The sequence below is a fragment of the Atopostipes suicloacalis DSM 15692 genome (assembly GCF_900129085.1).
GTDB lineage: Bacteria > Bacillota > Bacilli > Lactobacillales > Carnobacteriaceae_A > Atopostipes > Atopostipes suicloacalis.
In genome coordinates, this window is the sequence record NZ_FQUF01000030.1 from 3,018 (window position 1) to 28,702 (window position 25,685).

General features: G+C 37.8%; 19 protein-coding genes, 17 tRNA genes, 2 rRNA genes and 1 riboswitch. Of the genes, 4 read left to right on the forward strand and 34 right to left on the reverse strand.

Going from position 1 to position 25,685, the window contains the following annotated elements:
* Positions 1–158 precede the first annotated feature (158 nt).
* From mutS to BUB96_RS08570, 3 genes are all read right to left on the reverse strand, one after another.
* Entirely contained in the window at positions 159–2,798 is a 2,640-nt protein-coding gene (gene mutS, locus BUB96_RS08560) for a DNA mismatch repair protein MutS (RefSeq protein ID WP_073298455.1), read from the reverse strand.
* 86 nt (positions 2,799–2,884) lie between these two features.
* Entirely contained in the window at positions 2,885–3,688 is an 804-nt protein-coding gene (locus BUB96_RS08565) for a TIGR00282 family metallophosphoesterase (RefSeq protein ID WP_073298472.1), read from the reverse strand.
* 135 nt (positions 3,689–3,823) lie between these two features.
* The gene (locus BUB96_RS08570; RefSeq protein ID WP_073298456.1) at positions 3,824–4,708 is read right to left on the reverse strand and encodes a glycoside hydrolase family 73 protein; all 885 of its coding nucleotides are present in this window, start codon (positions 4,706–4,708) and stop codon (positions 3,824–3,826) included.
* A gap of 266 nt (positions 4,709–4,974) precedes the next feature.
* On the opposite strand from BUB96_RS08570, the gene BUB96_RS08575 reads away from it, so the two are divergent.
* Positions 4,975–5,202 (forward strand): hypothetical protein, encoded by a 228-nt coding sequence (locus BUB96_RS08575; protein ID WP_073298457.1) that lies wholly within the window; start codon positions 4,975–4,977, stop codon positions 5,200–5,202.
* Between the two features lie 215 nt (positions 5,203–5,417).
* On the opposite strand, the gene rny is transcribed toward BUB96_RS08575, so the two are convergent.
* From rny to metK, 7 genes are all read right to left on the reverse strand, one after another.
* Positions 5,418–6,980: a ribonuclease Y gene (gene rny, locus BUB96_RS08580; protein WP_073298458.1), complete on the reverse strand. Its 1,563-nt coding sequence runs from the start codon at positions 6,978–6,980 to the stop codon at positions 5,418–5,420.
* A 243-nt stretch (positions 6,981–7,223) separates the two neighbouring features.
* Positions 7,224–8,198: a diaminopimelate dehydrogenase gene (locus BUB96_RS08585; protein WP_073298459.1), complete on the reverse strand. Its 975-nt coding sequence runs from the start codon at positions 8,196–8,198 to the stop codon at positions 7,224–7,226.
* A gap of 149 nt (positions 8,199–8,347) precedes the next feature.
* On the reverse strand, positions 8,348–9,424 hold the full coding sequence (recA, locus tag BUB96_RS08590; RefSeq protein ID WP_073298460.1) for a recombinase RecA: 1,077 nt from the start codon (positions 9,422–9,424) through the stop codon (positions 8,348–8,350).
* A gap of 139 nt (positions 9,425–9,563) precedes the next feature.
* Positions 9,564–10,802, reverse strand: coding sequence for a CinA family nicotinamide mononucleotide deamidase-related protein (locus BUB96_RS08595; protein ID WP_073298461.1), 1,239 nt, complete (start codon positions 10,800–10,802; stop codon positions 9,564–9,566).
* Between the two features lie 785 nt (positions 10,803–11,587).
* Entirely contained in the window at positions 11,588–12,175 is a 588-nt protein-coding gene (pgsA, locus tag BUB96_RS08600) for a CDP-diacylglycerol--glycerol-3-phosphate 3-phosphatidyltransferase (RefSeq protein WP_073298462.1), read from the reverse strand.
* A gap of 25 nt (positions 12,176–12,200) precedes the next feature.
* Positions 12,201–13,088, reverse strand: coding sequence for a helix-turn-helix domain-containing protein (locus BUB96_RS08605; RefSeq protein WP_073298463.1), 888 nt, complete (start codon positions 13,086–13,088; stop codon positions 12,201–12,203).
* A gap of 269 nt (positions 13,089–13,357) precedes the next feature.
* Positions 13,358–14,557 (reverse strand): methionine adenosyltransferase, encoded by a 1,200-nt coding sequence (metK, locus tag BUB96_RS08610; protein WP_073298464.1) that lies wholly within the window; start codon positions 14,555–14,557, stop codon positions 13,358–13,360.
* Positions 14,555–14,635: riboswitch (SMK box riboswitch) on the reverse strand. It overlaps the preceding gene by 3 nt.
* Positions 14,636–14,829: 194 nt before the next feature.
* Here metK and BUB96_RS08615 point away from each other — a divergent pair.
* Positions 14,830–15,561 (forward strand): hypothetical protein, encoded by a 732-nt coding sequence (locus BUB96_RS08615; RefSeq protein ID WP_073298465.1) that lies wholly within the window; start codon positions 14,830–14,832, stop codon positions 15,559–15,561.
* A gap of 301 nt (positions 15,562–15,862) precedes the next feature.
* Here BUB96_RS08615 and BUB96_RS08620 read toward each other — a convergent pair.
* The 7 genes from BUB96_RS08620 to BUB96_RS08650 all read right to left on the reverse strand — a co-directional run bounded on the left by BUB96_RS08620 (position 15,863) and on the right by BUB96_RS08650 (position 19,392).
* Positions 15,863–15,935 (reverse strand) — tRNA-Phe (locus BUB96_RS08620).
* Positions 15,936–16,039: 104 nt separating this feature from the next.
* A tRNA-Met gene (locus BUB96_RS08625) sits at positions 16,040–16,112 on the reverse strand.
* An 11-nt stretch (positions 16,113–16,123) separates the two neighbouring features.
* Positions 16,124–16,213: transfer RNA gene (locus BUB96_RS08630), tRNA-Ser, on the reverse strand.
* A 38-nt stretch (positions 16,214–16,251) separates the two neighbouring features.
* Positions 16,252–16,323, reverse strand: a tRNA-Glu gene (locus BUB96_RS08635).
* 216 nt (positions 16,324–16,539) lie between these two features.
* On the reverse strand, positions 16,540–17,133 hold the full coding sequence (locus tag BUB96_RS08640; protein WP_073298466.1) for a PepSY domain-containing protein: 594 nt from the start codon (positions 17,131–17,133) through the stop codon (positions 16,540–16,542).
* 235 nt (positions 17,134–17,368) lie between these two features.
* Complete coding sequence (locus BUB96_RS08645) at positions 17,369–18,379, reverse strand: Gfo/Idh/MocA family oxidoreductase (RefSeq protein ID WP_073298467.1); 1,011 nt, start codon at positions 18,377–18,379, stop codon at positions 17,369–17,371.
* Positions 18,380–18,405: 26 nt separating this feature from the next.
* Positions 18,406–19,392, reverse strand: coding sequence for an aromatic acid exporter family protein (locus BUB96_RS08650; RefSeq protein ID WP_073298473.1), 987 nt, complete (start codon positions 19,390–19,392; stop codon positions 18,406–18,408).
* 251 nt (positions 19,393–19,643) lie between these two features.
* Between BUB96_RS08650 and BUB96_RS08655 the strand changes: the two genes are divergently transcribed.
* On the forward strand, positions 19,644–21,143 hold the full coding sequence (locus BUB96_RS08655) for an amidase (protein ID WP_073298468.1): 1,500 nt from the start codon (positions 19,644–19,646) through the stop codon (positions 21,141–21,143).
* Between the two features lie 93 nt (positions 21,144–21,236).
* Here BUB96_RS08655 and BUB96_RS08660 read toward each other — a convergent pair whose 3' ends face one another.
* Entirely contained in the window at positions 21,237–21,458 is a 222-nt protein-coding gene (locus BUB96_RS08660) for a hypothetical protein (RefSeq protein WP_073298469.1), read from the reverse strand.
* 210 nt (positions 21,459–21,668) lie between these two features.
* Positions 21,669–22,997, reverse strand: coding sequence for a PTS sugar transporter subunit IIC (locus tag BUB96_RS08665; RefSeq protein ID WP_073298470.1), 1,329 nt, complete (start codon positions 22,995–22,997; stop codon positions 21,669–21,671).
* A gap of 300 nt (positions 22,998–23,297) precedes the next feature.
* Between BUB96_RS08665 and BUB96_RS08670 the strand changes: the two genes are divergently transcribed.
* Positions 23,298–23,924: a phosphoribosyltransferase gene (locus BUB96_RS08670; protein WP_073298471.1), complete on the forward strand. Its 627-nt coding sequence runs from the start codon at positions 23,298–23,300 to the stop codon at positions 23,922–23,924.
* A 211-nt stretch (positions 23,925–24,135) separates the two neighbouring features.
* On the opposite strand, the gene BUB96_RS08675 is transcribed toward BUB96_RS08670, so the two are convergent.
* The 15 genes from BUB96_RS08675 to BUB96_RS08745 all read right to left on the reverse strand — a co-directional run.
* Positions 24,136–24,225, reverse strand: a tRNA-Ser gene (locus BUB96_RS08675).
* A 14-nt stretch (positions 24,226–24,239) separates the two neighbouring features.
* Positions 24,240–24,313 (reverse strand) — tRNA-Ile (locus BUB96_RS08680).
* 15 nt (positions 24,314–24,328) lie between these two features.
* Positions 24,329–24,399 (reverse strand) — tRNA-Gly (locus BUB96_RS08685).
* A gap of 7 nt (positions 24,400–24,406) precedes the next feature.
* Positions 24,407–24,480: transfer RNA gene (locus tag BUB96_RS08690), tRNA-Asp, on the reverse strand.
* Between the two features lie 40 nt (positions 24,481–24,520).
* Positions 24,521–24,593, reverse strand: a tRNA-Met gene (locus BUB96_RS08695).
* Positions 24,594–24,618: 25 nt separating this feature from the next.
* Positions 24,619–24,692: transfer RNA gene (locus tag BUB96_RS08700), tRNA-Pro, on the reverse strand.
* A gap of 13 nt (positions 24,693–24,705) precedes the next feature.
* Positions 24,706–24,791 (reverse strand) — tRNA-Leu (locus BUB96_RS08705).
* Positions 24,792–24,832: 41 nt separating this feature from the next.
* Positions 24,833–24,904 (reverse strand) — tRNA-Gly (locus tag BUB96_RS08710).
* Between the two features lie 19 nt (positions 24,905–24,923).
* A tRNA-Thr gene (locus BUB96_RS08715) sits at positions 24,924–24,996 on the reverse strand.
* A gap of 25 nt (positions 24,997–25,021) precedes the next feature.
* Positions 25,022–25,094 (reverse strand) — tRNA-Thr (locus BUB96_RS08720).
* Positions 25,095–25,099: 5 nt separating this feature from the next.
* Positions 25,100–25,181 (reverse strand) — tRNA-Leu (locus BUB96_RS08725).
* Between the two features lie 41 nt (positions 25,182–25,222).
* A tRNA-Lys gene (locus tag BUB96_RS08730) sits at positions 25,223–25,295 on the reverse strand.
* A gap of 6 nt (positions 25,296–25,301) precedes the next feature.
* Positions 25,302–25,374: transfer RNA gene (locus BUB96_RS08735), tRNA-Val, on the reverse strand.
* An 8-nt stretch (positions 25,375–25,382) separates the two neighbouring features.
* A 5S ribosomal RNA gene (rrf, locus tag BUB96_RS08740) occupies positions 25,383–25,498 on the reverse strand.
* Between the two features lie 84 nt (positions 25,499–25,582).
* A 23S ribosomal RNA gene (locus tag BUB96_RS08745) occupies positions 25,583–25,685 on the reverse strand; the annotation flags it as partial.

Below are 25,685 nucleotides of genomic sequence, written 5' to 3' on the forward strand. Positions count from 1 at the left end.
TACACACTTCTACGCGCTAATTTTTGATTTTTGTGCGCGATACACACACCTTGCGTGCTAATTTCTGATTTTTGTGTGCGATAGACAGAGCTCCAACTGTCTTCTAGCGTTTCTTAAGAATCGCAGCACTTTAATATGCCAGTCTAGCTGTAAAAAGTCTATTCGTCTTGTAGCTTATTTTGTAATTCATTTAATAAGTTCATAGCTTCAAGTGGGGTTAGATTTAAAACGTCTAACTTTTTCAAATCTTCTAGAACTTTCTCTTCGTGTTCTGACCAAGTGCCGCCAAATAAAGAAAGTTGTCCGCCATCTTCTTCGACTTTATCTTCTTTTTTACTTTTTTCTTCGTCTTGTTCAACTTCTAAGTCTGCTGGGGTTCCTAAGACAATCGGTGAATCTTCATTTTTCTTCTCAAGCTCGACTAAAATAGTGGATGCTCGATTTAATACCGAAGTCGGCAGTCCTGCTAATTTAGCAACTTGCACACCATAACTTTTATCTGCAGAACCTGGGCTCATTTTATGGAGAAAGACCAAATCGCCGTCTTCTTCGACTGCGCCGACATGAATATTTTCTAAGCGTTCTAATCGTTCCTCTAGCGCGGTTAACTCATGGTAATGCGTTGAAAACAGTGTTTTAGCGCCGACACGATCATGCACATATTCAATGATGGATTCAGCTAAAGCCATCCCATCATAGGTCGCTGTTCCTCGTCCGATTTCATCAAATAGCAACAAACTATTAGGGGTTGCATTGGAAATCGCTTGATTGGTCTCATTCATTTCAACCATAAAGGTACTTTGCCCTGAAATTAAATCATCCATCGCACCAATACGGGCAAAGACTTGATCAAAAATAGGCAACTCCGCCTTGGTTGCGGGAACAAAACAACCCATTTGCGCCATAATAATTATTAAGGCAACTTGCCGCATATAAGTACTTTTTCCAGACATATTGGGACCTGTAATTAACAAGATATCCGTGCCCTCTTCTAGAGAAACATCATTAGGAACATATTCTTGTTCCTTCATAACATGTTCAACAACGGGGTGACGGCCTTCTTCAATGTGCACATCTTGCGAATCTTCATGAAAAACTGGTCGCGTAAAATAATTTTCTTCACTCACCTGTGCAAAACTTTGCAAAACATCAATTTGTGCAACTAAGCGAGCCAATTTTTGAATCCGTTCAATTTCCATTTTGACTTCATCGCGGATGGCTACAAATAGTTCATATTCTAAAGCTTGTGATTTTTCCTCCGCCCCAAGAATGGTGGATTCCATCTCTTTTAATTCAGGAGTAATGAAGCGCTCAGAATTCGTGAGCGTTTGTTTCCGCTCGTAGCGCCCTTCTTCTACTCGATCTAAATTAGCTTTGGTAATCTCAATAAAATAGCCAAAGACTTTATTAAAGCCCACTTTTAAATTTCTGATTCCTGTTTCTTGACGCTCTTTGGCTTCTAATTCAGCTAACCATTGTTTGCCATTGGTCATGGCATCGCGATATTGATCCAGCTGTGTGTTAAAACCATCTTTAATAATCTCGCCTTCCATAATCGAAATCGGCGGTTCCTCTTCAATGGCGCGCTCAATTAAATCCGTCACTTCCGTCACAGGGTCAATCTGATGTAATAAACCATCCCATGCCCCATCCACATTCATCAAAGAAATAATCTCAATAATTTGCGGAATTTGCTGTAAGGAACGTTTTAATTGGATTAAATCTCGAGCATTCACCGTTCCATAAGCCACACGTCCTGCCAAGCGCTCCAAATCATAGACGCGCGTTAAGCTTTCATTTAAATCCGTTCGTTCGAAGAAATGATTCAGCATATTTTCCACTAAATCCTGTCGTTGGTTAATTTCATGAATATTAATTAACGGCTTATCGAGCCAACTTTTCAGCATCCGCCCACCCATCGCTGTCTTGGTTTGATCCAACACCCACAGCAAGGTCCCATTTCTTGAACCGTCGCGTAATGACGTCGTTAGTTCTAAGTTACGGCGCACTTCTTGAGTGAACACTAAATAATGAGAAGTATCATATTGTTCCGCTAACTGAAGATGATCCAGACTGCGCATTTGCGTTTTGGCTAGATAATTGAGCAATAACTTTAAGACCGGCAAGATCGTTCCGTCCGAAACCTCATCAGTGAGTTCTTGGAAGGTCTCTTCTTTCATCGCTTGAACTTCTTTATTCAAATAAGAAAAGACCGTTCCTAATCTTTTCTCCAATTCAGCGCGTAACTCCACGCTTTCTCCGTCATAAAAAAGGACTTCTTTAACTTCTAGTCCGGCAATTTCGCTATAGACTTCTGCTTTTGAATGGAGTTTAGTCGCACGTAACTCTCCAGTGGTTAAATCCACGTAAGCTAAAGCATAAGCGTCCTCTTTCTCTAAAATAGCTGCCAGAAAATTGTTTTCGTCTTCATGAACAGCTTCTCCTTGCATCACTGTACCTGGTGTAATCACTTGAACAACTTCGCGTTTTACCATTCCTTTGGCTTCTTTTGGATCCTCCACTTGTTCGCAAATGGCGACTTTATAACCTTGTTCGATTAAGCGATCAATGTAGCCTTGTGCGGAATGATAAGGTACACCAGCCATTGGAATGGGTTCTTTTGCATTTTTATTGCGACTGGTTAACGTTAATTCTAATAATTGCGATGCTTTGATCGCATCTTCATAAAATAATTCGTAAAAATCGCCCAGACGGAAAAATAAAAATTCATTCTGGTACTCATTTTTTATTTCAAAATATTGTTCCATCATTGGGGTATGTTTTGTGTCTTGAGGCAACACGGTCACTCCTCTAATTGTTCTAAAGCTTCTCTTCTTTGTTTATGCCCTCTTCGTCATTTTCGAAGAAAGAGGGGTTGATTCTTTTAATCCATGAATAAAGTGTCCTCATCGATTCGAATCGGTTGAATTTTCTTGGCTTGGCCGGTTTTGTCGTCGGTTTCCACTAGACAGGCATTTAGCTGGCCTGAGCCACTTTCTGGCGTGGTAAAGCGCGTAGGCATTTGGGTTCGGAAATTTTCGATGATGGCTTCTTTTTCCATGCCTAAAATCCCATTATAAAATCCGGTCATCCCTACGTCTGTTTGGTAGGCTGTTCCTTTGGGTAAAATACGAGCATCATTGGTTTGGACATGGGTATGGGTGCCGACTACTGCTGAAGCTTTTCCATCAAAGTACCAACCTGCCGCTTGTTTTTCGCTCGTTGCTTCAGCATGAAAATCAATGAATATCTGATTGGTTTCTTTTTTGGCTTGGGCAATTAATTCATCGCCCACACGAAATGGATCATCAAAACTTCCCATATAAGAGCGTCCGGTTAAATTGATTACGGCGATTTTTTGCTTATTGATTTTGATAATTCGCATGCCCACTCCGGGTATAAGATCATTGTTTTCATAATTCGCTGGTCGAATAATATGGGTGGCTTCCTCAATGAAATTAAATAAGTCATAATTATCCCATGTGTGATTTCCCATTGTAATACAATCCACCCCTTGGGTAAGGAATTCTTTATAAATTTTTTCTGTGATTCCTCGACCTTCTGCTGCGTTTTCACCATTTAATATGATAACTTGGGGTTTATATACTTGACGCAGTTGAGGTAAATAATCATGAACCATCTTTTGTCCAACTGTACCTGACACATCGCCAATAAATAATATTTTCACGGGTGCACCTCTTCTAGTATTAATCTCTCTTATTTTATCAGTACTTTCCATCGTTAGCAAAGATGGTTGCTGAAAAATACTGTTTAATTTAAAAAAATCGAAATACATTCTTGATGTACTCCGATTTAAAAGCTTTTATAAATTTTTTTCATATTGTTGATTCAGTTCGGCCAGTAAATTTTCTAAATTTCCATCAAAATTTTCTAGCGAATCTTGGTGATCATATTGGTCTAAGTTGAAGGACTGAATGGTTTGTTTTAATTTTTCCGCGTATGAACGGTCTGTTGCGTAGCGTCCTTGCAGCCATTCTGTAGCTTCCTGATAATTTGTCGTGTTTTCACGCCAAGTGCCTTGATAGTATTCTGGATCCCAATCTAATCCGTTTCGCATTAAGTGACCATATCGATACAGGGAATCGCTCCAAGAATCGTATACACTAAAGCCTGTATGAATATAGACGCTTTCTCCTCCAATATCTTCACGCGTGCGAACTTTGACAGTTTCGCCTTCCCATGACCCTTTCGTTCCCATTAAATTGTTGTAATTCGTAGCCAATTCTGATTGACCCCAGCTTGATTCAAGCGCTGCTTGAGCGATCATAACGGATGGATAAATTCCATATTGATCCGCAATTAAGACGGCTGCTGGCGCAATAGTCTGAATGAACTGGACTTGTTTCGAATTCTCTTTATAGGTTGGAAAATTTCCTTTCCACTTTTTGATGGTTTCTTTTAGGGTTTGAGCTTTTGTTTCTGCTTGTTCTTCTCCATTTTTATTCTTAGCAACACTGGTTGCAGTCGTAGAAGGAGTCATTGTTTTATTTTTTGTGTGGTTCTCTCTATTTTCCATATTTTTGAATAAATCTTTTTGAAAATCATTTGTGCTTAACAGATTTTCAATCTTTTGAGCTTCTGCATTTTTGGGGGTTGAATCTATTTGACCCGCAAGATGAAACTGAACGTTCAGGGGCAATATGAATGATATTGTCATCACCAAATTCAGCAACATTTTATTTGTCATTTTTTCTATCTCCTTTAACGCATTTTTAGCGAAATGGAAGTATATCGGATGTCGTTTGGAGATACAATCTTAAGGCCCTGATGTTATGAAAACGTGATAAGCTGTTTATATTCTGTTGATATAAGAAATATTCACGTAATATGTGAAATACAATCTCGTTTTATCTTTCGAAGGCCAGACTTAATCGTATTTCTTGACATTCGACCGGCATGTGTTCCAAAATTGTAGTGTAAGAAAATTATCTCGGCTACAAAGGAGTGTTTCACATGGTCGTTAAAGGAAAACAAGGAAAAGAATATGAGATTTTAGAATCTGCAAATGAATACTATTTATTACGAGCATTGGCTGAAGAAGAAGATTATAAGCCTTATGTGGTTGCCTATCGGTTAGATGAAGTGAATGGCGGCTGGGAAAGTGCCAATGTTTACGATGATTTTGAACAAGCAAAGGCTGCTTTTGATGGAGAAACAGACTCCCCAAAAGCTCAAAAATAAGACTAGCCCCTCTTCTTATGAGCGATTTTACGCTAAGAGAAGAGGGGTATTTTTTATTTTTATTTTATTTAGAAATTTCAGATTTTATTTTAGATCTTTTGAAAATATGAGTTTGTTTTTGTCTGTAAAGCATAAATAAAAAACGTCTATTTGACTACAACTTGTAGCCAGAATAGACGTTTATTTTTAAATTTATTTAGTGCAAGGAATACTTCTTATTTTGCGTATTCTACAACTCTTGTTTCACGTATTACCGTTACTTTAATGTTTCCAGGATAATCCATTTTGTTTTCAATTTCTTTTCGAACATCACGTGCTAACTTAGCACTTTGAACATCATCTAGTTCATTTGGTTTCACAATAATTCGAATTTCTCGCCCTGCTTGAATCGCAAATGTATAATCTACACCATCGAAACTATTTGAAATTTCTTCCAATGTTTCTAAACGTTGTAAATAGTTTTCTAGCGATTCGCTTCTAGCTCCCGGTCTTGCAGCTGAAATAGCATCGGCAGCTTGTACTAAAGCCGAAATAATGGTTGTTGCCTCAACGTCACCATGATGAGAAGCAATTGAATTCACAACTGTTTCTTTTTCTTGATAACGCATCGCAATTTGAGAGCCAATTTCGACGTGTGAGCCTTCTACTTCCCCATCCAATGCTTTCCCAATATCATGTAGCAAACCAGCTCTTTTAGCCATTTGAGGATCTTCGCCAATTTCTGCCGCTAAGATACCTGCAATTTTTGCCACTTCAATTGAGTGCGTTAAAACGTTTTGTCCGTAACTTGTTCTAAAGTGTAAACGTCCAATAATTTTAATTAAATCTGGATGAATTGAGTGAATACCTAAATCAAAAACGGTTTCTTCACCAATTTCACGAATGCGTTCATCCATTTCTTTGCGCGATTTTTCCACCGCTTCCTCAATACGACCTGGATGGATACGGCCATCAGAAATTAATTTTTCAAGGGCCATTTTAGCAATCTCACGACGAATTGGATCAAACCCACTAAGTACGACCGTTTCAGGTGTATCATCAATGATAACGTCCATTCCGGTTAAGCCCTCAATGGTTCGGATATTCCGTCCATCGCGACCAATAATTCGACCTTTCATGTCATCATTTGGTAAATGGATGACACTCACTGTTGCTTCAGTCACTTGATCTGCAGCACTTCGTTGGATCGCTTCAGTAATTAAACTCTTCGCACGACGATTCACATCGGCTTTTAGTTGTTCCTCGTGTTGTTTTACCATCACGGCTGTTTCATTTACTAATTCTTCTTCGGTTCTTTGAAGCACAATATTTCTTGCTTCATCTTCTGAAAGTCCTGAAATACGTACTAGTTCTCTTTCTTGTTTCTCTTTAGCTTCTTCCACTTGTTTTTCAAGATTATCTATTTTCTCTGAACGTGTTTCTAATCTATTCTCTTTTTGTAATAAGTTATTATCTTTATCTTCTAACATTTTTTCTCGATGATCTAAATTATCTTCACGTTGATCTAATCGACTTTCTTGTAGAGAAACTTCTTGGCGTTGCTCTTTTATTTCCCATTCCATTTGATTTTTCTGGGAATGAATTTCTTCACGAGCCTCTAATAACGCTTCTTTTTTTAGAATGTCAGCTTCTTTATTTGCATCTTCAACAATTTGATGTGCGGTTTGTTTCGCATCCGCTTGTCTGCGGTCTGCACTCTTTTTTGAAAAATATGCACCAACAACTAAACCAATAATTAAAGTAACGATAGCAGAGGCTATTGCAAAAGGTAACTCCATTTTTACACCTCCGTATCATTCAATTTTCTTCATTTCATGTATGTTCTTTAAAATAAATTGCTTTTAATAGCATTTTTACACGAAAGTTGTACGAGTGTACAAATCTTCCATACATCCGTACACCTTCTACTATAATATCTTTATTTTGCCTATAAGTCAATTAAGATTCACCATACAATTTAGTACAAGCGATCCTTTTGTAGAAGATTTGCTTGCTATTGGTTGCTTCTTTTAAGCGGCTGCTTATAGTAAATCCCGCATTAAATCTTCTCTTGATTTAGAAGATAAATAGTGAGGGGCAATATCTAAAACTGTTCTAGCTCCATATTTTTCTTCTTGAGACAATTTATAAGCCGCTCTGGCATACGCAATATTTACAGCTGCGGTAAACTCTGGGTTACTTTCTAAAGATAAAGAAAAATCAATAATGGAGAGAGCGTCCTTGGAAGTTTTTCCTTGTCGAATGACTCGTCCACCATGTGGCATACTTTGGTGTTCCGCTTTAAATTCTTCCTCTGAAATGAAGCTGACACCTGTTTGATAGCCGACAAAATAATTAGGCATTTCTTTAATTTCTTTTTCTACTTTTGTTGGATTCGCATCTTCTTCTAAGACTACATAGACTTCACGGGTATGTGCATCTTTTTGATTATAATCAACGGTTTCTCCTGCTAAAATCTTATTAATCATCATTTCATCTGGAACAGTGTATTGTGCAGCTTCTTTTACACCTTTTATTCGACGAACCGCGTCACTATGTCCTTGGCTCACTCCTCGTCCCCAGAATGTATAGGATTGACCGTTTGGAAGAATCGCTTCTTGCATTAAGCGGTTCATTGAAAATAAGCCTGGATCCCAGCCTGTAGCTATAACAGCTACTTTTTGATTCTTTTCAGCTATAGGGTTCATTTTGTTAAAATATTCCGGGATTTCTGCATGCGTGTCATAAGCATCCACCGTGTTAAAGTGCTCAATTAGTGCAGGTCCTTGTTTTGGAATATCCGTCTTTGATCCACCACAAAGAATCAAGACATCTATTTTATCTTTGAAATCTAAAATATCTTGCACTAAATAAGCGGGTGACTGGGTATCTAATGTTTTAGGATCGCGCCTTGAAAAAATCCCAACCAATTCCATATCAGGATGATTTTTCAAGCCAACTTCTACTCCCTGCCCTAAATTTCCATAGCCTACAATTCCTATTTTAATTTTATTCATTTTTATAGCCTCCGTTATCTATTCATTTATTTTATTATTGTATTTTATTTTTAATCCGTTAAATAAAAAGCCCTCTCTATTTTAAAGGATTCATCCCATAAAACAAAGAGGGTTACTCTTATTATTTTAAAATACATTTTTTAAAGAAGTTAAGCTTTTTTAGCTGCTGCTTTTTTATCTTTATCTTTATCTTTGTCTTTATCTTTGTCTTCTTTTTCAGGCTCATCCACAGCTTCTCCAATACCATAAGCTGCACGAACTCGTTTTTCGACTTCTGTATGAATCTCAGGATTATCTGCTAAGAATTTTTTTGCATTTTCACGTCCTTGACCGATACGCTCTTCTCCGTATGAGTACCATGAACCTGCTTTCTTAATAATATCTTTCTCTGAACCCATATCAACTAATTCACCAATTTGTGAAATTCCCTCACCATACATAAGGTCCACCATTGCTTCCTTAAAGGGTGGAGCAATCTTATTTTTTACTACCTTGATTCGTGTACGATTCCCAACCATATCTGAACCATCTTTAATCGATTCGGCACGACGAACTTCTAAACGAACACTTGAGTAGAATTTTAACGCACGTCCACCTGGTGTTGTTTCAGGATTACCAAACATTACTCCAACTTTTTCACGAATTTGGTTGATGAAGATTGCAATCGTTCCAGTTTTACTAATGGTTCCTGATAATTTTCTCATTGCTTGTGACATTAATCTTGCTTGTAAAGCAACGTGTGTGTCACCCATCTCTCCATCAATCTCAGCTCGTGGAACTAAAGCAGCAACGGAGTCAACGACTAAAATATCAACCGCGCCACTTGAAACTAAGGCATCCGCAATCTCTAAACCTTGTTCTCCAGTATCCGGTTGTGATAGAAGTAAATTATCTGTATCGACCCCTAAATTTTTAGCATAAGAGGGATCCAGAGCATGCTCAGCATCAATAAAAGCTGCTGTTCCGCCTTCTTTTTGAACAGAGGCAATCGCATGTAAAGCAACCGTCGTTTTCCCAGAACTTTCTGGACCATAAATTTCGATTACTCTTCCTTTTGGATATCCACCAGCACCTAAAGCGACGTCCAGCGCCAACGAACCTGTAGAAATTGTAGGAATTTTTCGGTTTCCGCGGTCTCCTAATTTCATAATAGCACCTTTACCATAATCTTTTTCAATTTGTTTCATTGCGTGATCTAATGCTTTTTGTCTATCTTCTGAAGCCATATTCACCCTCCGTTTTATATTACATTTAAAGTATTTCGGTCAGTTTTCTTGATTCTAGTATCTTTTATCATAGACATATTTTACTTGTTTTTTGTCCAAATAGCAAGAGTTAAACGAACATTCATTCCCTTTTCACTCATTATTCTTCTTCGAGTTGAGGAAGATCGAGCAAGAAACGTCGAAGCGTGTCGCTCACTTTCAAAGCCAGCAACCAACGCGCAAAGTAGGTGCGTTTGGTTAGGTCAATTTCATGGGTAAACACTTCACCCTCCGCTTTTGCGATACTGATGAATGCTTGTTCGGGCATCGGTTTATAGGACCGTTGATTTTCGCCCCACCCTGTCACGGCCAAGCCGTAATCCGACTGAAATTCCTCGCGTATTTTGTTCGCCATTTTTTCATTTTGTTCTTTTTTATTTTCTTGTAAAGTTTCTAAATTAAAATAATTCGCTGCATTTACATGTTGCGTGAAATATAAGCCGCCTTTAAATAACTCTTTGTGTTCGAGTTCGTGAGCTAGACTATCTATAACTTCACCATCTGTATTTACTTCAACTAATGCTAGGCTTTCTGCTTTCATCGCCAATTGTTCAAAAATGACATCTTGAATACGTGTTGAATTGTAGCTAATAAAATGTTGATCTAGTTGTTTTAAAATACGTTTTTCCATTTCATCTAGCATTTTTGTGCATTCGGCTTCTGTTTGTCCGCTAGAAGTTATTCGAACATCTATGATGCCTTCTTTTGCATAAATTGCCAACGTTGGATTGGTTTGCTGATGAATTAAATCGGCTAACTCTTCTGCTACTTTTGCTTCTGGCAATCCGTAAAAATTCAGATTGCGTGATCTTAAAATATTATTTTTTGTGGTGTTTTGCATTAAAAAAGGAATTAATTGGTCTTCTACCATATACTCAAATTCACTAGGAACTCCTGGTAACAAGACATATGTATGGTCTTCCTTTTCCATATAAATCCCAGCCGCCATACCAATATCATTTTTCAGAGGTTGGGAACCTTTTAGTATTTGAGCTTGTTGGTAGTTTCCTTTTGAGAGTTTTTCTGTCTGATAACGTCGATTGACTTTATGCAAAGATTCTTCGTCCAGTGTCAATTCAACATTTAAATGCTTGGCTAAAATCATTTTTGTAATATCGTCTTCTGTTGGTCCTAACCCTCCCGAAATGATTATAATATCTGCTCGCTTCTCTGCTAGTTGGATAGCATCTAATAAGCGAGCAGGATTATCTCCTACTGTTGTATGGTGATACACATTAATTCCAATAGCTGCTAATTCTCGGGCGAGAAAAGGGGTGTTTGTATCCACAACCTCTCCTAAGAGTAATTCTGTTCCACTCGTAATAATTTCTGCTTTCATATTTTATGCTCCTATTATATATATTTGCATTTTTTTGCGATTTTCTTTTTTAATTTTGAATTTCTTTTAAAAAAACTTTTTTGTTCGCCTTTTCATAGGTATTTTGTATGTTTTTTTATTCTCTAAATCATTTTACCGTTGCCTTTAAGTCTTGTCTAGAATAGTGAGGTAGTTTTAACCTTTTTTTTGAGATAGCTCCTGGTACTTTATATTTCTCTTTCGCACGAGTAGAAATACTTCAGCACGTTTCTAACGGAAATTCGAATGAGATAGAATTGGCTTGCACGCACTTATTTGTAATTTGTGCGTGGTAGACTTTGCTTGCACGCACTTTTTTGTAATTTGTGTGTGGTAGGCCTTACTTGCTCGCACTTTTTCGTAATTTGTGCGTGGTAGGCTTGCTTACTCGCACTTTTTCGTAATTTGTGCGTGGTGAACCGAACAGCGCGCACTTATTCGTAATTTGTGCGTGGTAAGTCTTACTTGCTCGCAAATATTTGTGATTTGTGCGTGGTGAGTCTTACTTGCTCGCAAATATTTGTAATTTGTGCGTGGTAGACCTTGCTTGCTCGCACTTTTTCGTAATTTGTGCGTGGTGAACCGAACAGCGCGCACTTTTGCGCGGTTTGTGTGTACTAAACAAGAAAAAAAGCACTATCAAAGTAATTTTCTTCAATCTTCGTCGTATTTTAGAATGGTTTGTTGGAAATTTTATCCTTTTTGTCTTAGACAACAAAAAAGGCAGCTGTGAATATTCACAAACTACCTTTTTGAAATGTTTTAATTTATGACTTTAATGTATCGCTAAATACGTGACGGGCGTTGTAAAAATAATCAATTCCTGAATAAATAGTAAAGATTAAAGAGATATACAGTAGGGTTTTTCCAATCGGGAAACCTAACCACGCGAAGGGAAAGTCATTAACGAGTAAGAAGATAATGGCTAGTAGCTGAGTAAAAGTTTTTACTTTTCCGGGCCACGCAGCAGCTAATACTGTTCCGCCTTCCTCTACAAGAAGGAGACGTAAGCCTGTGACAGCAAGTTCTCGTGAAATAATGACAACGACGACCCAAGCTGGCGCTAAGCCTAACTCAATTAGTATGATTAAAGCGGATGAAACCAATAGTTTATCTGCTAGTGGGTCAGCGAATTTTCCAAAGTTTGTGACTAAGTTGTCTCGACGAGCGATGTAGCCATCTAACCAGTCTGTAATACTAGCGATAATAAAGACCACTGTCGCGATCAACATTGTAATGCTTATTTCGGAATTTAACCATTCAACTGTTCCCCAATTAAAAGGAACGACCGTGAGCACCACAAAAAATGGAATCAGTAATAATCTTAAAAATGTTAATTTATTTGGTAAGTTCAATCCTTGCTGCCTCCTATATGTATGGTTACTCCACAAATTGTAACTGCAAGTCTTGTCTGACCACACCCGAAGATTCAGGTGCATATTCAAGTTCTGTGTCATTAAAGGTGACTTCCGTTACTGGTGCATTTCCGATCACAATATCGACTTGTGTGACATCTGGTCCAAATGATAAATCTAATGATTCGCCACTAGTTAATAAACGAGCATCACTCTCGCCGCCTGCTACAGTTACACTTACCCATGAGTCGCCACCGTTGGCTGTTAGTGTTACGGTTTGTTCTTCTGGGTGTGGACCTTTCACTTCATAAATAGTATTTGATCCTGAACTTTCTGAAACAGTAATGGTTTGTTCCTCTTCTGTTTTTTCTGGCTCTTCTTCTGGATCCTCTTCGTCTTCTGTATCGTCTTTGTTATCTGTGTCTGCCGGTTCTTCTTGCTCATCTTCAGCAGGAGCCACTTGTTCTGTATTTTCTTCATTAATCATTGGTGGACTAGATTCTTCGGCTGGATTGTATTGTCTAAAAGCAAAATAAATAACAACAATAATTGTAGCTACTAGCAAGAAGATTAAAATTATAGGTAAATATTCAGTAATTTCATTTAAAAAGTTTTCTTGTTTTCCTTCTGTACGAGTAGGAGCAACATTTACATTCTCTGCAAATTCTTCACTTGCTTCTTTTGAAGTTTCTGTTAGATGTTCTTCAAGAAGTTCTTCTCCATCTAAATCTACAATATCTGCATACTGTTTAACAAAAGCACGCATATAAAAGCGGCCTGGTAATATCTCGGTATTTCCATCTTCAATCGCTTGTAAATATCTTTTTTGTATTTTTGTAATTTGTTGTAGGTCGTCTAAAGTATAACCTTTTTCAATTCGGGCATTTTTTAAAATTTCACCAATCTCGTTCATCCATTTCACCTACCATTATTTTAAGTTTATGTATTTTTTGTATGAACGCTTTTAAGGTCTAAATCAACATGTTAAATTATATCATACAAATTCATCTATAACTAGGTTTCTCATTCAAACTATTTCAGTTTATTTTTCTTAAATAAACCGCTTGACTAAATGAAAAAAATTCTTAACAAACTTGTTATAGACTAAGGATAGTTTAAAACAAGTTTGTTAAGAAATATAGTTAAAGATATCTTTTTTATATGAAAATTTTTAGCGCATTTTTATCGTTCATTCTTCGTTTCTTTTAGTAAATCATCCACTTTATCCATTTTTTCCCAAGAAAATTCAACATCTGTTCGACCAAAATGGCCATAAGCTGCGGTATGTCTAAAGACAGGTTTTGTTAAATCAAGCATTTGGATAATTCCTGCAGGTCTTAAATCAAAAATTTTGCGAATAGCTCGAATCAACTTTTCATCAGCCACTTTCCCTGTATTAAACGTATCAACCGCTATCGACACAGGTTGAGAAACCCCAATCGCATAAGCTAGTTGAATCTCTACTCGGTCAGCTAAATCGGCAGCTACAATATTTTTTGCAATATAACGCGCAGCATAACTAGCTGAACGATCCACTTTTGTGGCATCTTTCCCTGAAAAAGCTCCTCCACCATGACGCGCAGATCCTCCATAGGTATCCACAATAATTTTGCGACCTGTCAAGCCCACATCTCCCTGTGGACCTCCAATCACAAAACGTCCCGTCGGATTAATGAAATATTTAGTTTCTTCATCGATCCACTCTGTCGGGATTGCTTCGCGAATGACGTGGTCTATGATGTCTCTAGTTAATTCTGCATGCGTAACATCTGGATGATGTTGGGCGCTAATAACTATTGAATCGACTCTTTTTGGAGAGTTGTCTTCATTATACTCTATAGACACTTGTGCTTTGCCATCGGGTCTAAGATAAGGCATGATTCCATTTTTACGAACCGTTGCTAATCTTTGCGTTAAAGCATGGCTTAATGAAATCGGTAAAGGCATAAACTCTTCCGTTTCATTGGTCGCATAACCAAACATGATTCCTTGATCTCCAGCACCAATTTTATCTAATTCATCAAGATCTTCTGTATTCTTAAATTCTAACGATTGATCCACCCCTACTGAAATATCACTGGATTGTTCATCAATCGATACAATGACCGAACAAGTTTCTGCATCAAAACCATATTTTGCTCGTGTATACCCAATATCGCGAACTGTTTCGCGGACCACTTTTTGAATATCTACATAGGCTTCTGTTCGAATTTCACCTGTGACAAAAACCAAACCTGTAGTTACGACAGTCTCACAAGCGACACGTGAGTTTGGGTCTTTTTCAAGTAAGGCATCTAAAATAGCGTCACTAATTTTATCCGCCATTTTATCTGGATGGCCTTCAGTGACTGATTCGGATGAAAATAATTTTTTTTCTTTCATTAACGTATTCCCCCTTAAATATTCGGTTACAAGGCTCCGGCACGGATGTGACGTCCTATCGGGAATTTTGTAAACCTACGTGGTATCATAACATAATTCGTTTACTTTTTCACTACCTTTTAAGAGGAATCCAGTATACAATGAAGTTAAACTAAAATGGCTGCGACGAAGCTGAAGATCTCTTTTTTTACAATTTGTGTCATTTTGAAAAATTAGAGGATTTTCTGCTTGATTTCAATTAAAATAAATCTGTGAGAAGAAGGTGGTTGTCTATGAAACAGTGGGTTTTAGAGAAGTTGTATCATCCGGTGTTATTTTTCTTTTTAGTTCCTGTGTTTTATTTGGGTTTGGGGGCTATTTTTGCATTGCCCTATGATACGTTTAAGGGACTGGCTTTTTTGCTGTTGTATTTGTTTGTGCTGGTCAATCAGATGTTGGAGAATATGCTGTTGCGCATTCCAAATAGTGATTTTGAGATTTCTAAACCTTTTTTGCTTGGTTTGGAGTTAGTGAATGTTCTTTTGTTAGGGTATTTTGCTTTTCGTTATTCTTGGCTCGCTTTTTTGGTGTTGGGTTGCTATACGTTGATTATTCAATTGCAGTTTTTATTTAGCTATTATGATTTAAACCATGTGGCCATTATTGTAACGACTTTGCTGAAATTAGTTTTGCTAAATGGTTTTTCTTTTTATGCGCAAGTTCGTTTTATTCATCCACGTTTTATTCCGATATATTTAAGTTTATTTATTCCATTTTATTTGTTTGAGGTTTCTCGGATCGACCGACCGTTTAAAAAATCTTGGTTATTCGGCTTGGTCCTATCGGCGTATGGCTTTGGAGTTATTGTGCTCTGGCAGTTTATCGGGTGGCAAAGTTTATTATTGCTGGTTACTTTTCCTTTAGCTGGAATGTTTCCAAACACCTTTCGTCGAAAAATGACCTCAATTTTTGCTTGTATGTTTTCACTGGTTTATATGGGGTTGTGTTTTCTTACTTTATTCTAAAAAAGATTGCGTTTTTAATTATGTATTAGTTTCTTGAAAAGTGAAGGAAATTACTGATTTACGAGACATTTTTTCAGATAATGTCTCGTATTTTTATTTTACGAGACATTTTTTCAGATAATGTCTCGTATTTTTGTTTTACTGGACATTTTCTGGGATAATGTCTCGTATTTTTATTTTACCGGACATTTTCTCGGATAATGTCTCGTATTTTTGTTACAAAAGAGGATAAGGAAAAGTTCTGTTTAAATTAAAAAAGTTTATGTACAATCTTTCGATTGCACATAAACTTTTTATCATATGGCGCAGGACAGAGTTGAACTGCCGACACACGGAGCTTCAATCCGTTGCTCTACCAACTGAGCTACTGCGCCTTTTTTATAAGATTAACCATTCTTTCAAGGTAACACTGTAAGCTACTAAAGTAGCAATAACCTGAACTTCTAACGCATACCATATTTGTAACAACTATGGCAAATTGCGGGGGTAGGATTTGAACCTACGACCTCCGGGTTATGAGCCCGACGAGCTGCCAACTGCTCCACCCCGCGATAATAGTATAAGGAGGATGAGGGATTCGAACCCCCGCACGCCGTTAAGCGTCTGTCGGTTTTCAAGACCGATCCCTTCAGCCGGACTTGGGTAATCCTCCATGTAAAATAAGAAAGTATTTACTTTTTATTTATAAAATGACTCCTACGGGATTCGAACCCGTGATACCGCCGTGAAAGGGCGATGTCTTAACCACTTGACCAAGGAGCCTTCTTTTTGAGCACAAGATGTATTTTACAATAGTATAGGGTTCTTGTCAATTGAAAATCCATTTTTCTTCTAAATAGATTTAGATAATACATAAATGGTTGATTTAAAACCCACAAAAAAGATTCTTTTCGCATAAAAAGCCCTCTTGATTTTCATCAAAAAGGCTTTCTTTAAGTGAATTTTTAAACTTATTCCTTTTAATAAACATAACTTGTCTTATTTTTCTAAGGTATCTCCTGAATAGGCCTCAATATTTAGATCTCCGTCATCTTTTCCAGAATCTTCGAAGTCATATTCCACCTCATAGACCATTTCTCCGTTTTCCTCTCCTAATTCCCAAGAAGTTATAAAGGCTCCGTCCTCTAATTCTTGTAATGCATTATCCATAGCTTCTTTTGGCGAAATTAGTTTATTGAAGTCTATATTCATGTGATTCCCGTCATCATCTTTTTCTTTATCCTCTAGAATATCTCCACTATCTGCATCAATATGAGATTTTTGCTCTGTCCCTTCCTTATACCCTTTAATTTCGTACTGGTATACTCCCTCTTCTGTTGTCAGCTCAACTGCATATACGTCCATTTCTCCATATTCATCATGGAAAATCTTTACTGCATCTTCTAAGGAAATATCAAAATCAGCATCCTGTATGCCTTTGTTATCGGTAGTAGGTTGTTCCTCTTCATTCGTAGAGTTTTCATTTGCTGGTTGTTCCGTTGTATCTTCTGATTCATCAGGGTCATTTGGAGATTGACAAGCTCCTAATATTAAAGTAGAACTCATCAGTGCAATCATTATTCTCTTTTTCATTTTTACAGCCTCCATTTTTGTTCCAGTAAAGGTTTATTCTCTACAGTTAATTATATAGTTTTTTATAAAGATACCGAAGCCTAACGAATTCAAAATCATTATGTTTTTTGAATCAAACATCCAATATTTTTTTCTAACAACCTTTGAATTTCATTTTTGTATTCCCATAAAAATAGCAGGATAACACCACAACCTTGGTATCATCCTGCTATTCTTCCCATGCTTTTTTATTCCTTTATTTCAAATGCTGAATACCTTCTTCTAAGATTTCAATTTGGCGAATAGTTTCTTCATCTTTAACTATTTTTTCTTTTCCATGAATCATTGAATCATAGACGCCTTGATAAATTCGACTGTAGTCCCCTACTTCAGATACTACTTTTTCTTCATGGTAGTTTCCTTCATCGTCATAGTAAGTTAATGTGCCATAATGTTCAGGTAAATCAATGCCAAAATCATCATTGGTTGGCATATAAAAAAGTTTTAAGTGTTCTTCTTGACGATCCGTTGTTTGTTTAATAAAGGAGCCTTTTTTGCCATATAATTCAAAGCTCGGTCTTTTAGTCACTCGGAAATAACTGGATTTAATGGAGACTTTAAATGGATTTTCATAATAGAAATCTAAGTCAAAGTAATCATTCATGTAGCCTTCACCTAACATTTGACGGACATCATAACGGATGTCTTTTGGGTTACCAAAATAAGATAAGACTTGATCCACGGTATGTGTACCGTGCGCGTATAAAAAGCTATTTATGATTGAAAAATCACTTTCTGGGACTTCTGGTCGATAATAGTCAAAGTGCATTTCTAGTTCGAATAAATCTCCAAGCTTTCCACTTTCAATGACTTTTTGAACTGTTAGAAAATCAGAGTCGAAGCGTCTATTTTGATAGGCTTGGATAAAGAGTCCTTTTTCTTTTGCCAGTGCAAAAAGCTCCTTCGCTTCTTTGCTGGTTTGAGCAAAAGGTTTATCGACTAAGACATTTTTCCCTTGTTCTAAAGCTTCTTTTGCTACAGAGTAATGGTATTCGTTTGGAGTAGTAATGACCACTAAATCGAGATCATCATCTTCCCAGATATCGTTAATCCGATCTGTATAATGGACACCTTCTAATTTTTTCCAGCGTATTTTTCCTGATGGTGAGTAAATAGTTTTTATCTGAATGTGGTCTAATTTATTGACAAAAGGTGCATGGTAACGATTTGTACTCTTACCATTCCCTATATAAGCAATGTTTAACACAATACCCCTCCTGATTATAGTCCTTTTTATTTAAGATTGGTTTCATTCATCTTACTATATTCCATATAAAAATCATGTTTTAGAAATAGAAACTTTTCAAAGTCTGTCAAAATATAGTATAAAATTGCACGACTTTCAAATTCTTCTCGAGATTTTGGTAATTCTGATTCTCTAAACACTCGATATAAATTTTGTATTGATTGTAATAATCCTATCCCTGTATTGGTCTCATCTAATTGTTCGGCAGTTTCCTCAAAGATTGAAGCTAAGAGGCGGCTTTCTTCGGTATCCAATAAAACCTGAGGTAAAAATTCACTCATCCGTTCAAGATTTTGAAATTGTTGTTTACGCATTTGAGCGTATTTGATGTAATAGTTTTGAACGGAGCGGGAGAAGGTTTTGTTTTCATATTCAATTAAAGCTAAGCGATCTAAACTGCTGATTTTGTTGTTTAAATCATTAAGTTCTTTTGTTATTTGTTCTATAGATTTAGAACCGTCTTTTAAGTAACTTTCTAATGAAAAAAGAACGAGTGACATCTGATTTTCAATTTTTTTAACTTGTTCATCTAACTCTTTATTAAAGGAAGGAACCCAGAGACTGAATAACAAAGCAAAAACTAAACCTATAAGCATCAGTAGAAAACCATTGAGTTGCCAATGCCAAGAAATACTTTCAGCCAGAATAAAGTGTGTAACTAAGACGGAACAAGGGGCGATGCCTGCATCCACTTTGCCTAAATAAGCAAGCGGAATATAAATTGCTAAATAAAGTCCAAAACTATAGACTGAAAAACCCAAAATTGAAAACACGACACTTGCAATCACAAAAGCTAGAATCGTGGATAATAAACGGGCCAGTGCTGTTTTTAGCGTTTCTAAACGTGTATCTAATATACTTAAAATAGCAATAATACCTGCTGACATACCATTTTCTAATCCCATTAGATTGGCAAGCAGGATTGAAAATAAAGCAGCGAAGGTAATACGAAAAGTTCTTTGGGTTAAACTCATAATTTTCATCCTTTTCTAGTCATTCCTCCTATATTATAACTTATTTGAAGGGCTTTTGGAGAGAAAACAATATTGCATTAAAAATTACCAATAGAAAAACCATGAATAGCTTGCTTATCGCATTTATATGTTAAATATTTAAACTAAAAACTGGATTCTTTGTCATTTACCGAAGGAGGGAGGAAAAATTTTGCTCTAAATGGTGTTTTCCTTGAGAATAAGGGAAATGAAATGTGGAAAAGGAGAGAAAAATGTTATTTAATCAAGATGCGACGTTTTATGCGCAGCAAGTTAAAGCAAGAGAAGTCACAGTTACTGAGTTGGTAGAGTGGGCGCTAGAGAATATCGAACGGTTAAACCCCGCATTAAATGCGGTGATTCATGTACAAAAAGTGGAGGCTTTGGAAAAAGCCCGGTTGTTTGATGAAAAAATTTCTTCTTTAGAGCAAGAAGCATTAGAACAATTACCGTTTTTCTTTGGGGTACCGATTTTATTAAAAGATTTAGGTCAAGATGAAGCGAATCAGCCCTCAACGAGTGGTGCGAAATTATTAGGTGGGTATATTGTTCAGTCGACGGATCATTTCGTCCAACAAGTTCTGGATGCGGGGTTCGTAGTGGTAGGACGAACCAATACGCCAGAATTTGGGTTTAAAAACACGTCAGATGCCGAATTTACTGGGTCTGTTAGTTCTCCATTGAATCCCGATTTAAATGCCGGAGGATCAAGCGGTGGGGCTGCTGCTGCCTTAAAAGCAGGGATGGTACCCATTGTAACAGCAAGTGATGGAGGTGGATCTATTCGAATTCCTGCTTCTTTCAATGGCTTGATCGGTTTAAAACCGACTCGTGGGCGAACACCAGTAGGGCCAAATGGTTACCGAGGATGGCAGGGGGCGAGTATTCATTTTGCTTTGACGAAATCTGTCCGTGACACCTGGAATATGTTAAAAGTAATGCAAGTGGAACAATTGGATGCGCCTTTTGTGTTACCTTTGATTAAAGAAAATGAACTGGAGCCAATGAAGGAGTCCTTGACTTTGGCGTACTCCTTCGAATCTCCGATTGGCGAACCCGTCAGTGACGAGGCAAAAGAAGCAGTAAGGCTCATGATTGAAAAGTTACAGGCACTTGGCCATACCATTGAAGAAAAAACACCGGAAACAGACGGCATTAAAGCCATGCAAACTTATTATAAAGTAAATGGGGTAGAAACGGCTGCGATGATGGAAGGCATTGAAGCAAGCATGCCTCGCGCAGTGACTGTGGAAGATATGGAACCAATGAGTTGGGCACTGTATCGCTCAGGGTTAAATATTTCTGGAGTGGAATATTCTAACGTGCTTGCTTTTTGGGATCAATTAACAGCGGACACGGAGGTTTTCTTCGAAAAATACGACGCAGTACTTCTACCTTCTACAAATGGTCCCGCTTTTTTCCACGACCAATTCAAAAAAGAAGAAAGCTCTATTGAAAAACTGAAAACAATCGATACGTTTGATAAAAACGAACAACAGCAATTGATTTGGGAAATGTTCGATGAAAGTCTAGCGTACACGCCCTTCACGCAACAACAAAATCTAACCGGACAGCCGGCTATTAGTCTCCCTCTTTATGAAAATGAAGACGGCCTCCCTATTGGAACACAAATATGGACGAAAAAAGGGGCCGAAATATTGCTTTTACAAATAGCCAAACAACTTGAAGAAGCTGGCAATTTACACACTGAAATTGTCGAAATTAATGAATAATAAATAATGAAAAAAGAGCAGAGATCCCGTTAAATTGGAAGGAATCTCTGCTCTTTTCTTCTATTTTTTTATATTATCTATTACAAAATTAAATCAAGCTGGAATAGATTGGAAATATAAAATACTTCCCCATGGTTGGCCTTTAATAAGGGCTTTTGCTGTACTAGCCGCTTCTTCTAAATCGCTCGCGTTTGTTTCAAAATAAAGAGCAATTCCTTCTTTTTTTACAAAACTAAATTCTAAATCATTATCATCATAAGCATTTAGTAATTCTACAATTTCGTCTTGTTTTAACGCTGAACTTATTTTAATCATCTTCATTCCTCCTATGGTTTTCAAAGTCTGTTAATAAATTTACGCACATCATTTTGGATGTAAGCATTTACTACATACAAATTTTATATTTTATTTGGTCATTTGTCAATTTACACGTGATATTTTTTTACTAAGAAACTTTCTCGTAAAAAAACTACAACCCTTTCATTTTCGAAGAAAAGGTTGTAGTTGATTATTTATTTCGATCATTTATTCTGCGATTTCTTTCGCTAATTGATCGGGTGTGAGTTCACCATCTGCTTGTTCTTGTGCATAAGCTTGTTGATCTGCGGCTCGAATGAATGGAAAATAGACCACGACCGACATAGCTAATAAAACAACTTGGAATAGTGCCCATTTCCAACCTCCTGCCAGTAATCCTTGGATAATTGGCGGCGTCGTCCATGGCACTTCAATCCCGTGGGCCATGGGTAAAATACCTACTCGTATTAAGAAATAACCACTTAAATGGCCAATCATTGGAACTAATATAAATGGTAGGAAGAGTAATGGGTTCATCACAATGGGTGTACCAAAAATAATCGGTTCGTTAATATTGAATAAAGAGGATCCAATCGCTAATTTTCCTAAAGCTTTATATTGCTCTGATTTTGCTGAAAACAGCATATAGAAGACAATTCCAAAGGTCATACCTGATCCTGTTGGGGTCATAAATACGTTCGTATTTGCAACTGTTAAAATGTGTCCACCCTTTTCAAGGGATAATTCACCTGCTCTATATAATGCGGCATTACCTGCCAAGTTTGTGCGGAGAATAGGTTCTACAATGCCTCCTACTGTAACTGCCCCGTGAATACCGAACCACCATAAGAAATGAACAGTCAGCGGATGAATAACGGCCATTGCAACAGAATCACTCAGTCCTTGGAGTGGGATTTGTAAGGTCGTATAGATTAAGTCTAAAAACGAAGTATTCATACTACCAAGAATTCCATATATAATTGCTGAGAGTAAAACAACGATGAAAAGTGGGATAAGTGCGTTAAATGAGTTGGCAACACCTGATGGCACTGTTTCGGGTAATTTAATTCGTACGCCTTTCTTTAATAACCATGTATAAATATACCCAACAAATACTCCTATAATGATTGCGGCGACAACACCTTCAGAACCAACCCAGTTTGTAGCAATACCCGCTACTCCGCCTTCAACTTCTTCTACCGGAATATTCCAGTTTAGTAAAAGTAAAAAAGCAGAAAGACCTGTAAAGCCAGCCCCTAGTGGTTCAACCCCTTCATTTTTAGCAAAAGAATGTGCTATCGCAATAACTGCCACCAAAGCCATAATCCCCATCGTTGCATTGTTCGCTTGATACATTGCAGGTGCCCAACCAATATTCGCAAAAAAATCTTTCACAGGCGCATAGGGGAATTCTGCAAATAATAGAAATAATGACCCAACAATTGATAACGGCATAATAAATAGCATACCATCTTTAATCGCCTGTACAGGTTTCAAGTTGACAAATTTCATCACAATGGGTAAGATTTTTTCTTGCGTCGTATCTGTAAAATTCATTGTTCTCCTCCTTACATTTTTTGATTCATTGTACTACTCTTCCAATAAAAACTACCATCTATCCTCCTTCTGATTTATTATTAATCAGATAATACCATAAATTAAAACGCTTCCAAACTATTAAATACTTTCGGTTAAATTTAATTCGAAAATATTTAATGTTCTTCTACTTTTTTACAGATATTATTTTTACGGATTCTGTTTCGTGTTTTATTAGAGGCTTTGATGTATTTCTTTATTTTATTTCAAGCTATGATAGAATGAAAGAAACGAGAAAGATTTTAAAAAGGAGGGAAAATCATGTTTTTTCGAAACCGAAGAGATGCCGGTAATCAATTAGCAGAAAAATTGACCGTTAATCAACCTGAAAACACCGTCGTTCTAGCCCTACCTCGTGGAGGTGTCCCTTTAGCTATTGAAATATCTAAAAGGCATTCCATTCCTTTTGATGTGGTTCATGCGAAGAAAATCGTCCACCCTTTACAAAGAGAATTCGCTATTGGAGCAATAGCTGAGAAGGGAGAACCTATTTTAAATACTGAAGTAGATGTTGAACAAACGTGGATTGATCAAGAGATTCATCGTGTTCGTGAAGAAATTGCCCGTCGACGTGATTTATATGATACTTTTTTAGAACAAGAACCTCTCGAAGAAAAAGAAATTATTTTAGTAGATGATGGAATCGCAACCGGTATGACGATGTTTGCCGCCATTGAAGCCATCAAAAATCAACAACCAAACAAAATAACTGTGGCAGTCCCCATTATTCCTGAAGATACCTACAATCACTTAAAAACTTTAGTAGATGATATCATTTATATAGAGGTTCCCGAACAATTTCTCGGAGCTGTTGGCGCCTATTACCAACAATTTCCGCAAATTAGCGACGAAGAAATTCCGACCATGATCAAACAACTAAAAAATTAATTCCTGTATCTATTCCCTCTTCTCCTCTTCGAAAACACGACAAAGAATATGCAAATTTTGTTGGATAGTCAACTCACTATAATTCATAGTTTTGACCACTATATGACCACCGCTCTTTTAAACCACAGCTATTATCTATAACTATAAAGGCTAAAAAGCCTTCAATATAACGAAAAAGACTAGGTTAATAACTAACCTAGTCTTTTTATTACGGAGAGAGAGGGATTTGAACCCTCGCGCCGGACGTATCCGACCTACAGCCTTAGCAGGGCCGCCTCTTCAGCCTCTTGAGTACCTCCCCAAAAATGTTCAAAATGGGCCTGAGTGAACTCGAATCACCGACCTCACCCTTATCAGGGGTGCGCTCTAACCAACTGAGCTACAGGCCCGTATTCAATTATAAAAGCGGGTGAGGAGAATCGAACTCCCGACAACAGCTTGGAAGGCTGTAGTTTTACCACTAAACTACACCCGCATATTTACGACCCCGACCGGATTTGAACCGGCGATCTCCTCCGTGACAGGGAGGCGTGGTAAACCGCTACACTACGGGGCCTTTTGTACTTTCATCTAATTATTTAGTAATCAGATGATCATTGCGGGGGTAGGACTTGAACCTACGACCTCCGGGTTATGAGCCCGACGAGCTGCCAACTGCTCCACCCCGCGATAATATTATTCTTATAAAAATGAATCGGGAAGACAGGACTTGAACCTGCGACCCCCTGGTCCCAAACCAGGTGCTCTACCAAGCTGAGCCACTTCCCGTAGAAGTCTTGAATACCGAGAGCCGGAATCGAACCGGCACGGAGACAACTCTCCGCAGGATTTTAAGTCCTGTGCGTCTACCTATTCCGCCACCCCGGCTTAATTTAAATCCTATATCTACCTTATTATTACATTGAGTAAGCGGAAGACGGGGTTCGAACCCGCGACCCCCACCTTGGCAAGGTGGTGTTCTACCACTGAACTACTTCCGCAAGTCAAATCGATACTGTATGCTGGCTAAAGGATTTGAACCCTCGACCCTCTGATTACGATTCAGACGCTCTACCAACTGAGCTAAGCCAGCTAGGTCGAATAACTCGAATTTATGATGCCGGCTGTAGGAGTTGAACCCACGACCCCCTGATTACAAATCAGATGCTCTACCAACTGAGCTAAGCCGGCAAAAATGCGGATGAAGGGAGTCGAACCCCCACGCCCGAAAGCGCTAGATCCTAAGTCTAGTGCGTCTGCCAATTCCGCCACATCCGCTGATTGTTATTCAGCAATATTTTTTATAATGAAATAAAAAATGAGCCATGCAGGAATCGAACCTGCGACCCTTTGATTAAAAGTCAAATGCTCTACCGACTGAGCTAATGGCTCAAAAAATGGAGAATACTGGGCTCGAACCAGTGACCCCCTGCTTGTAAGGCAGGTGCTCTCCCAACTGAGCTAATTCTCCAGTAATAAGAACGGCAACGTCCGGCTTTCACAAGGGGAAACCCCTCACTATCCTCGGCGCAAAGAAGCTTAACGGCTGTGTTCGGCATGGGAACAGGTGGATCCTTCTTGCAATAGTCACCGTACTTATTTATTTTGAGAACGTTGTTCTCTCAAAACTAAACAGCTGATTCGACGCACCACAACACCTTACCTTTAACCCAACTTTGTTGGTTAAGTCCTCGACCGATTAGTACTGGTCCGCTCCATCTATCACTAGACTTCCACTTCCAGCCTATCTACCTGATCGTCTTTCAGGGGTCTTACTTCCTT

Coding starts and splice junctions, on each gene's coding strand:
- BUB96_RS08570 (WP_073298456.1), bottom strand. CDS start 4,708: ATGACAAATAAAATGTTGCTGAATTTGGTGATGACAATATCATTCATA.
- BUB96_RS08575 (WP_073298457.1), top strand. CDS start 4,975: ATGGTCGTTAAAGGAAAACAAGGAAAAGAATATGAGATTTTAGAATCT.
- rny (WP_073298458.1), bottom strand. CDS start 6,980: ATGGAGTTACCTTTTGCAATAGCCTCTGCTATCGTTACTTTAATTATT.
- BUB96_RS08585 (WP_073298459.1), bottom strand. CDS start 8,198: ATGAATAAAATTAAAATAGGAATTGTAGGCTATGGAAATTTAGGGCAG.
- recA (WP_073298460.1), bottom strand. CDS start 9,424: ATGGCTTCAGAAGATAGACAAAAAGCATTAGATCACGCAATGAAACAA.
- BUB96_RS08595 (WP_073298461.1), bottom strand. CDS start 10,802: ATGAAAGCAGAAATTATTACGAGTGGAACAGAATTACTCTTAGGAGAG.
- BUB96_RS08605 (WP_073298463.1), bottom strand. CDS start 13,088: ATGAACGAGATTGGTGAAATTTTAAAAAATGCCCGAATTGAAAAAGGT.
- metK (WP_073298464.1), bottom strand. CDS start 14,557: ATGAAAGAAAAAAAATTATTTTCATCCGAATCAGTCACTGAAGGCCAT.
- BUB96_RS08615 (WP_073298465.1), top strand. CDS start 14,830: ATGAAACAGTGGGTTTTAGAGAAGTTGTATCATCCGGTGTTATTTTTC.
- BUB96_RS08640 (WP_073298466.1), bottom strand. CDS start 17,133: ATGAAAAAGAGAATAATGATTGCACTGATGAGTTCTACTTTAATATTA.
- BUB96_RS08650 (WP_073298473.1), bottom strand. CDS start 19,392: ATGAGTTTAACCCAAAGAACTTTTCGTATTACCTTCGCTGCTTTATTT.
- BUB96_RS08655 (WP_073298468.1), top strand. CDS start 19,644: ATGTTATTTAATCAAGATGCGACGTTTTATGCGCAGCAAGTTAAAGCA.
- BUB96_RS08660 (WP_073298469.1), bottom strand. CDS start 21,458: ATGATTAAAATAAGTTCAGCGTTAAAACAAGACGAAATTGTAGAATTA.
- BUB96_RS08665 (WP_073298470.1), bottom strand. CDS start 22,997: ATGAATTTTACAGATACGACGCAAGAAAAAATCTTACCCATTGTGATG.
- BUB96_RS08670 (WP_073298471.1), top strand. CDS start 23,298: ATGTTTTTTCGAAACCGAAGAGATGCCGGTAATCAATTAGCAGAAAAA.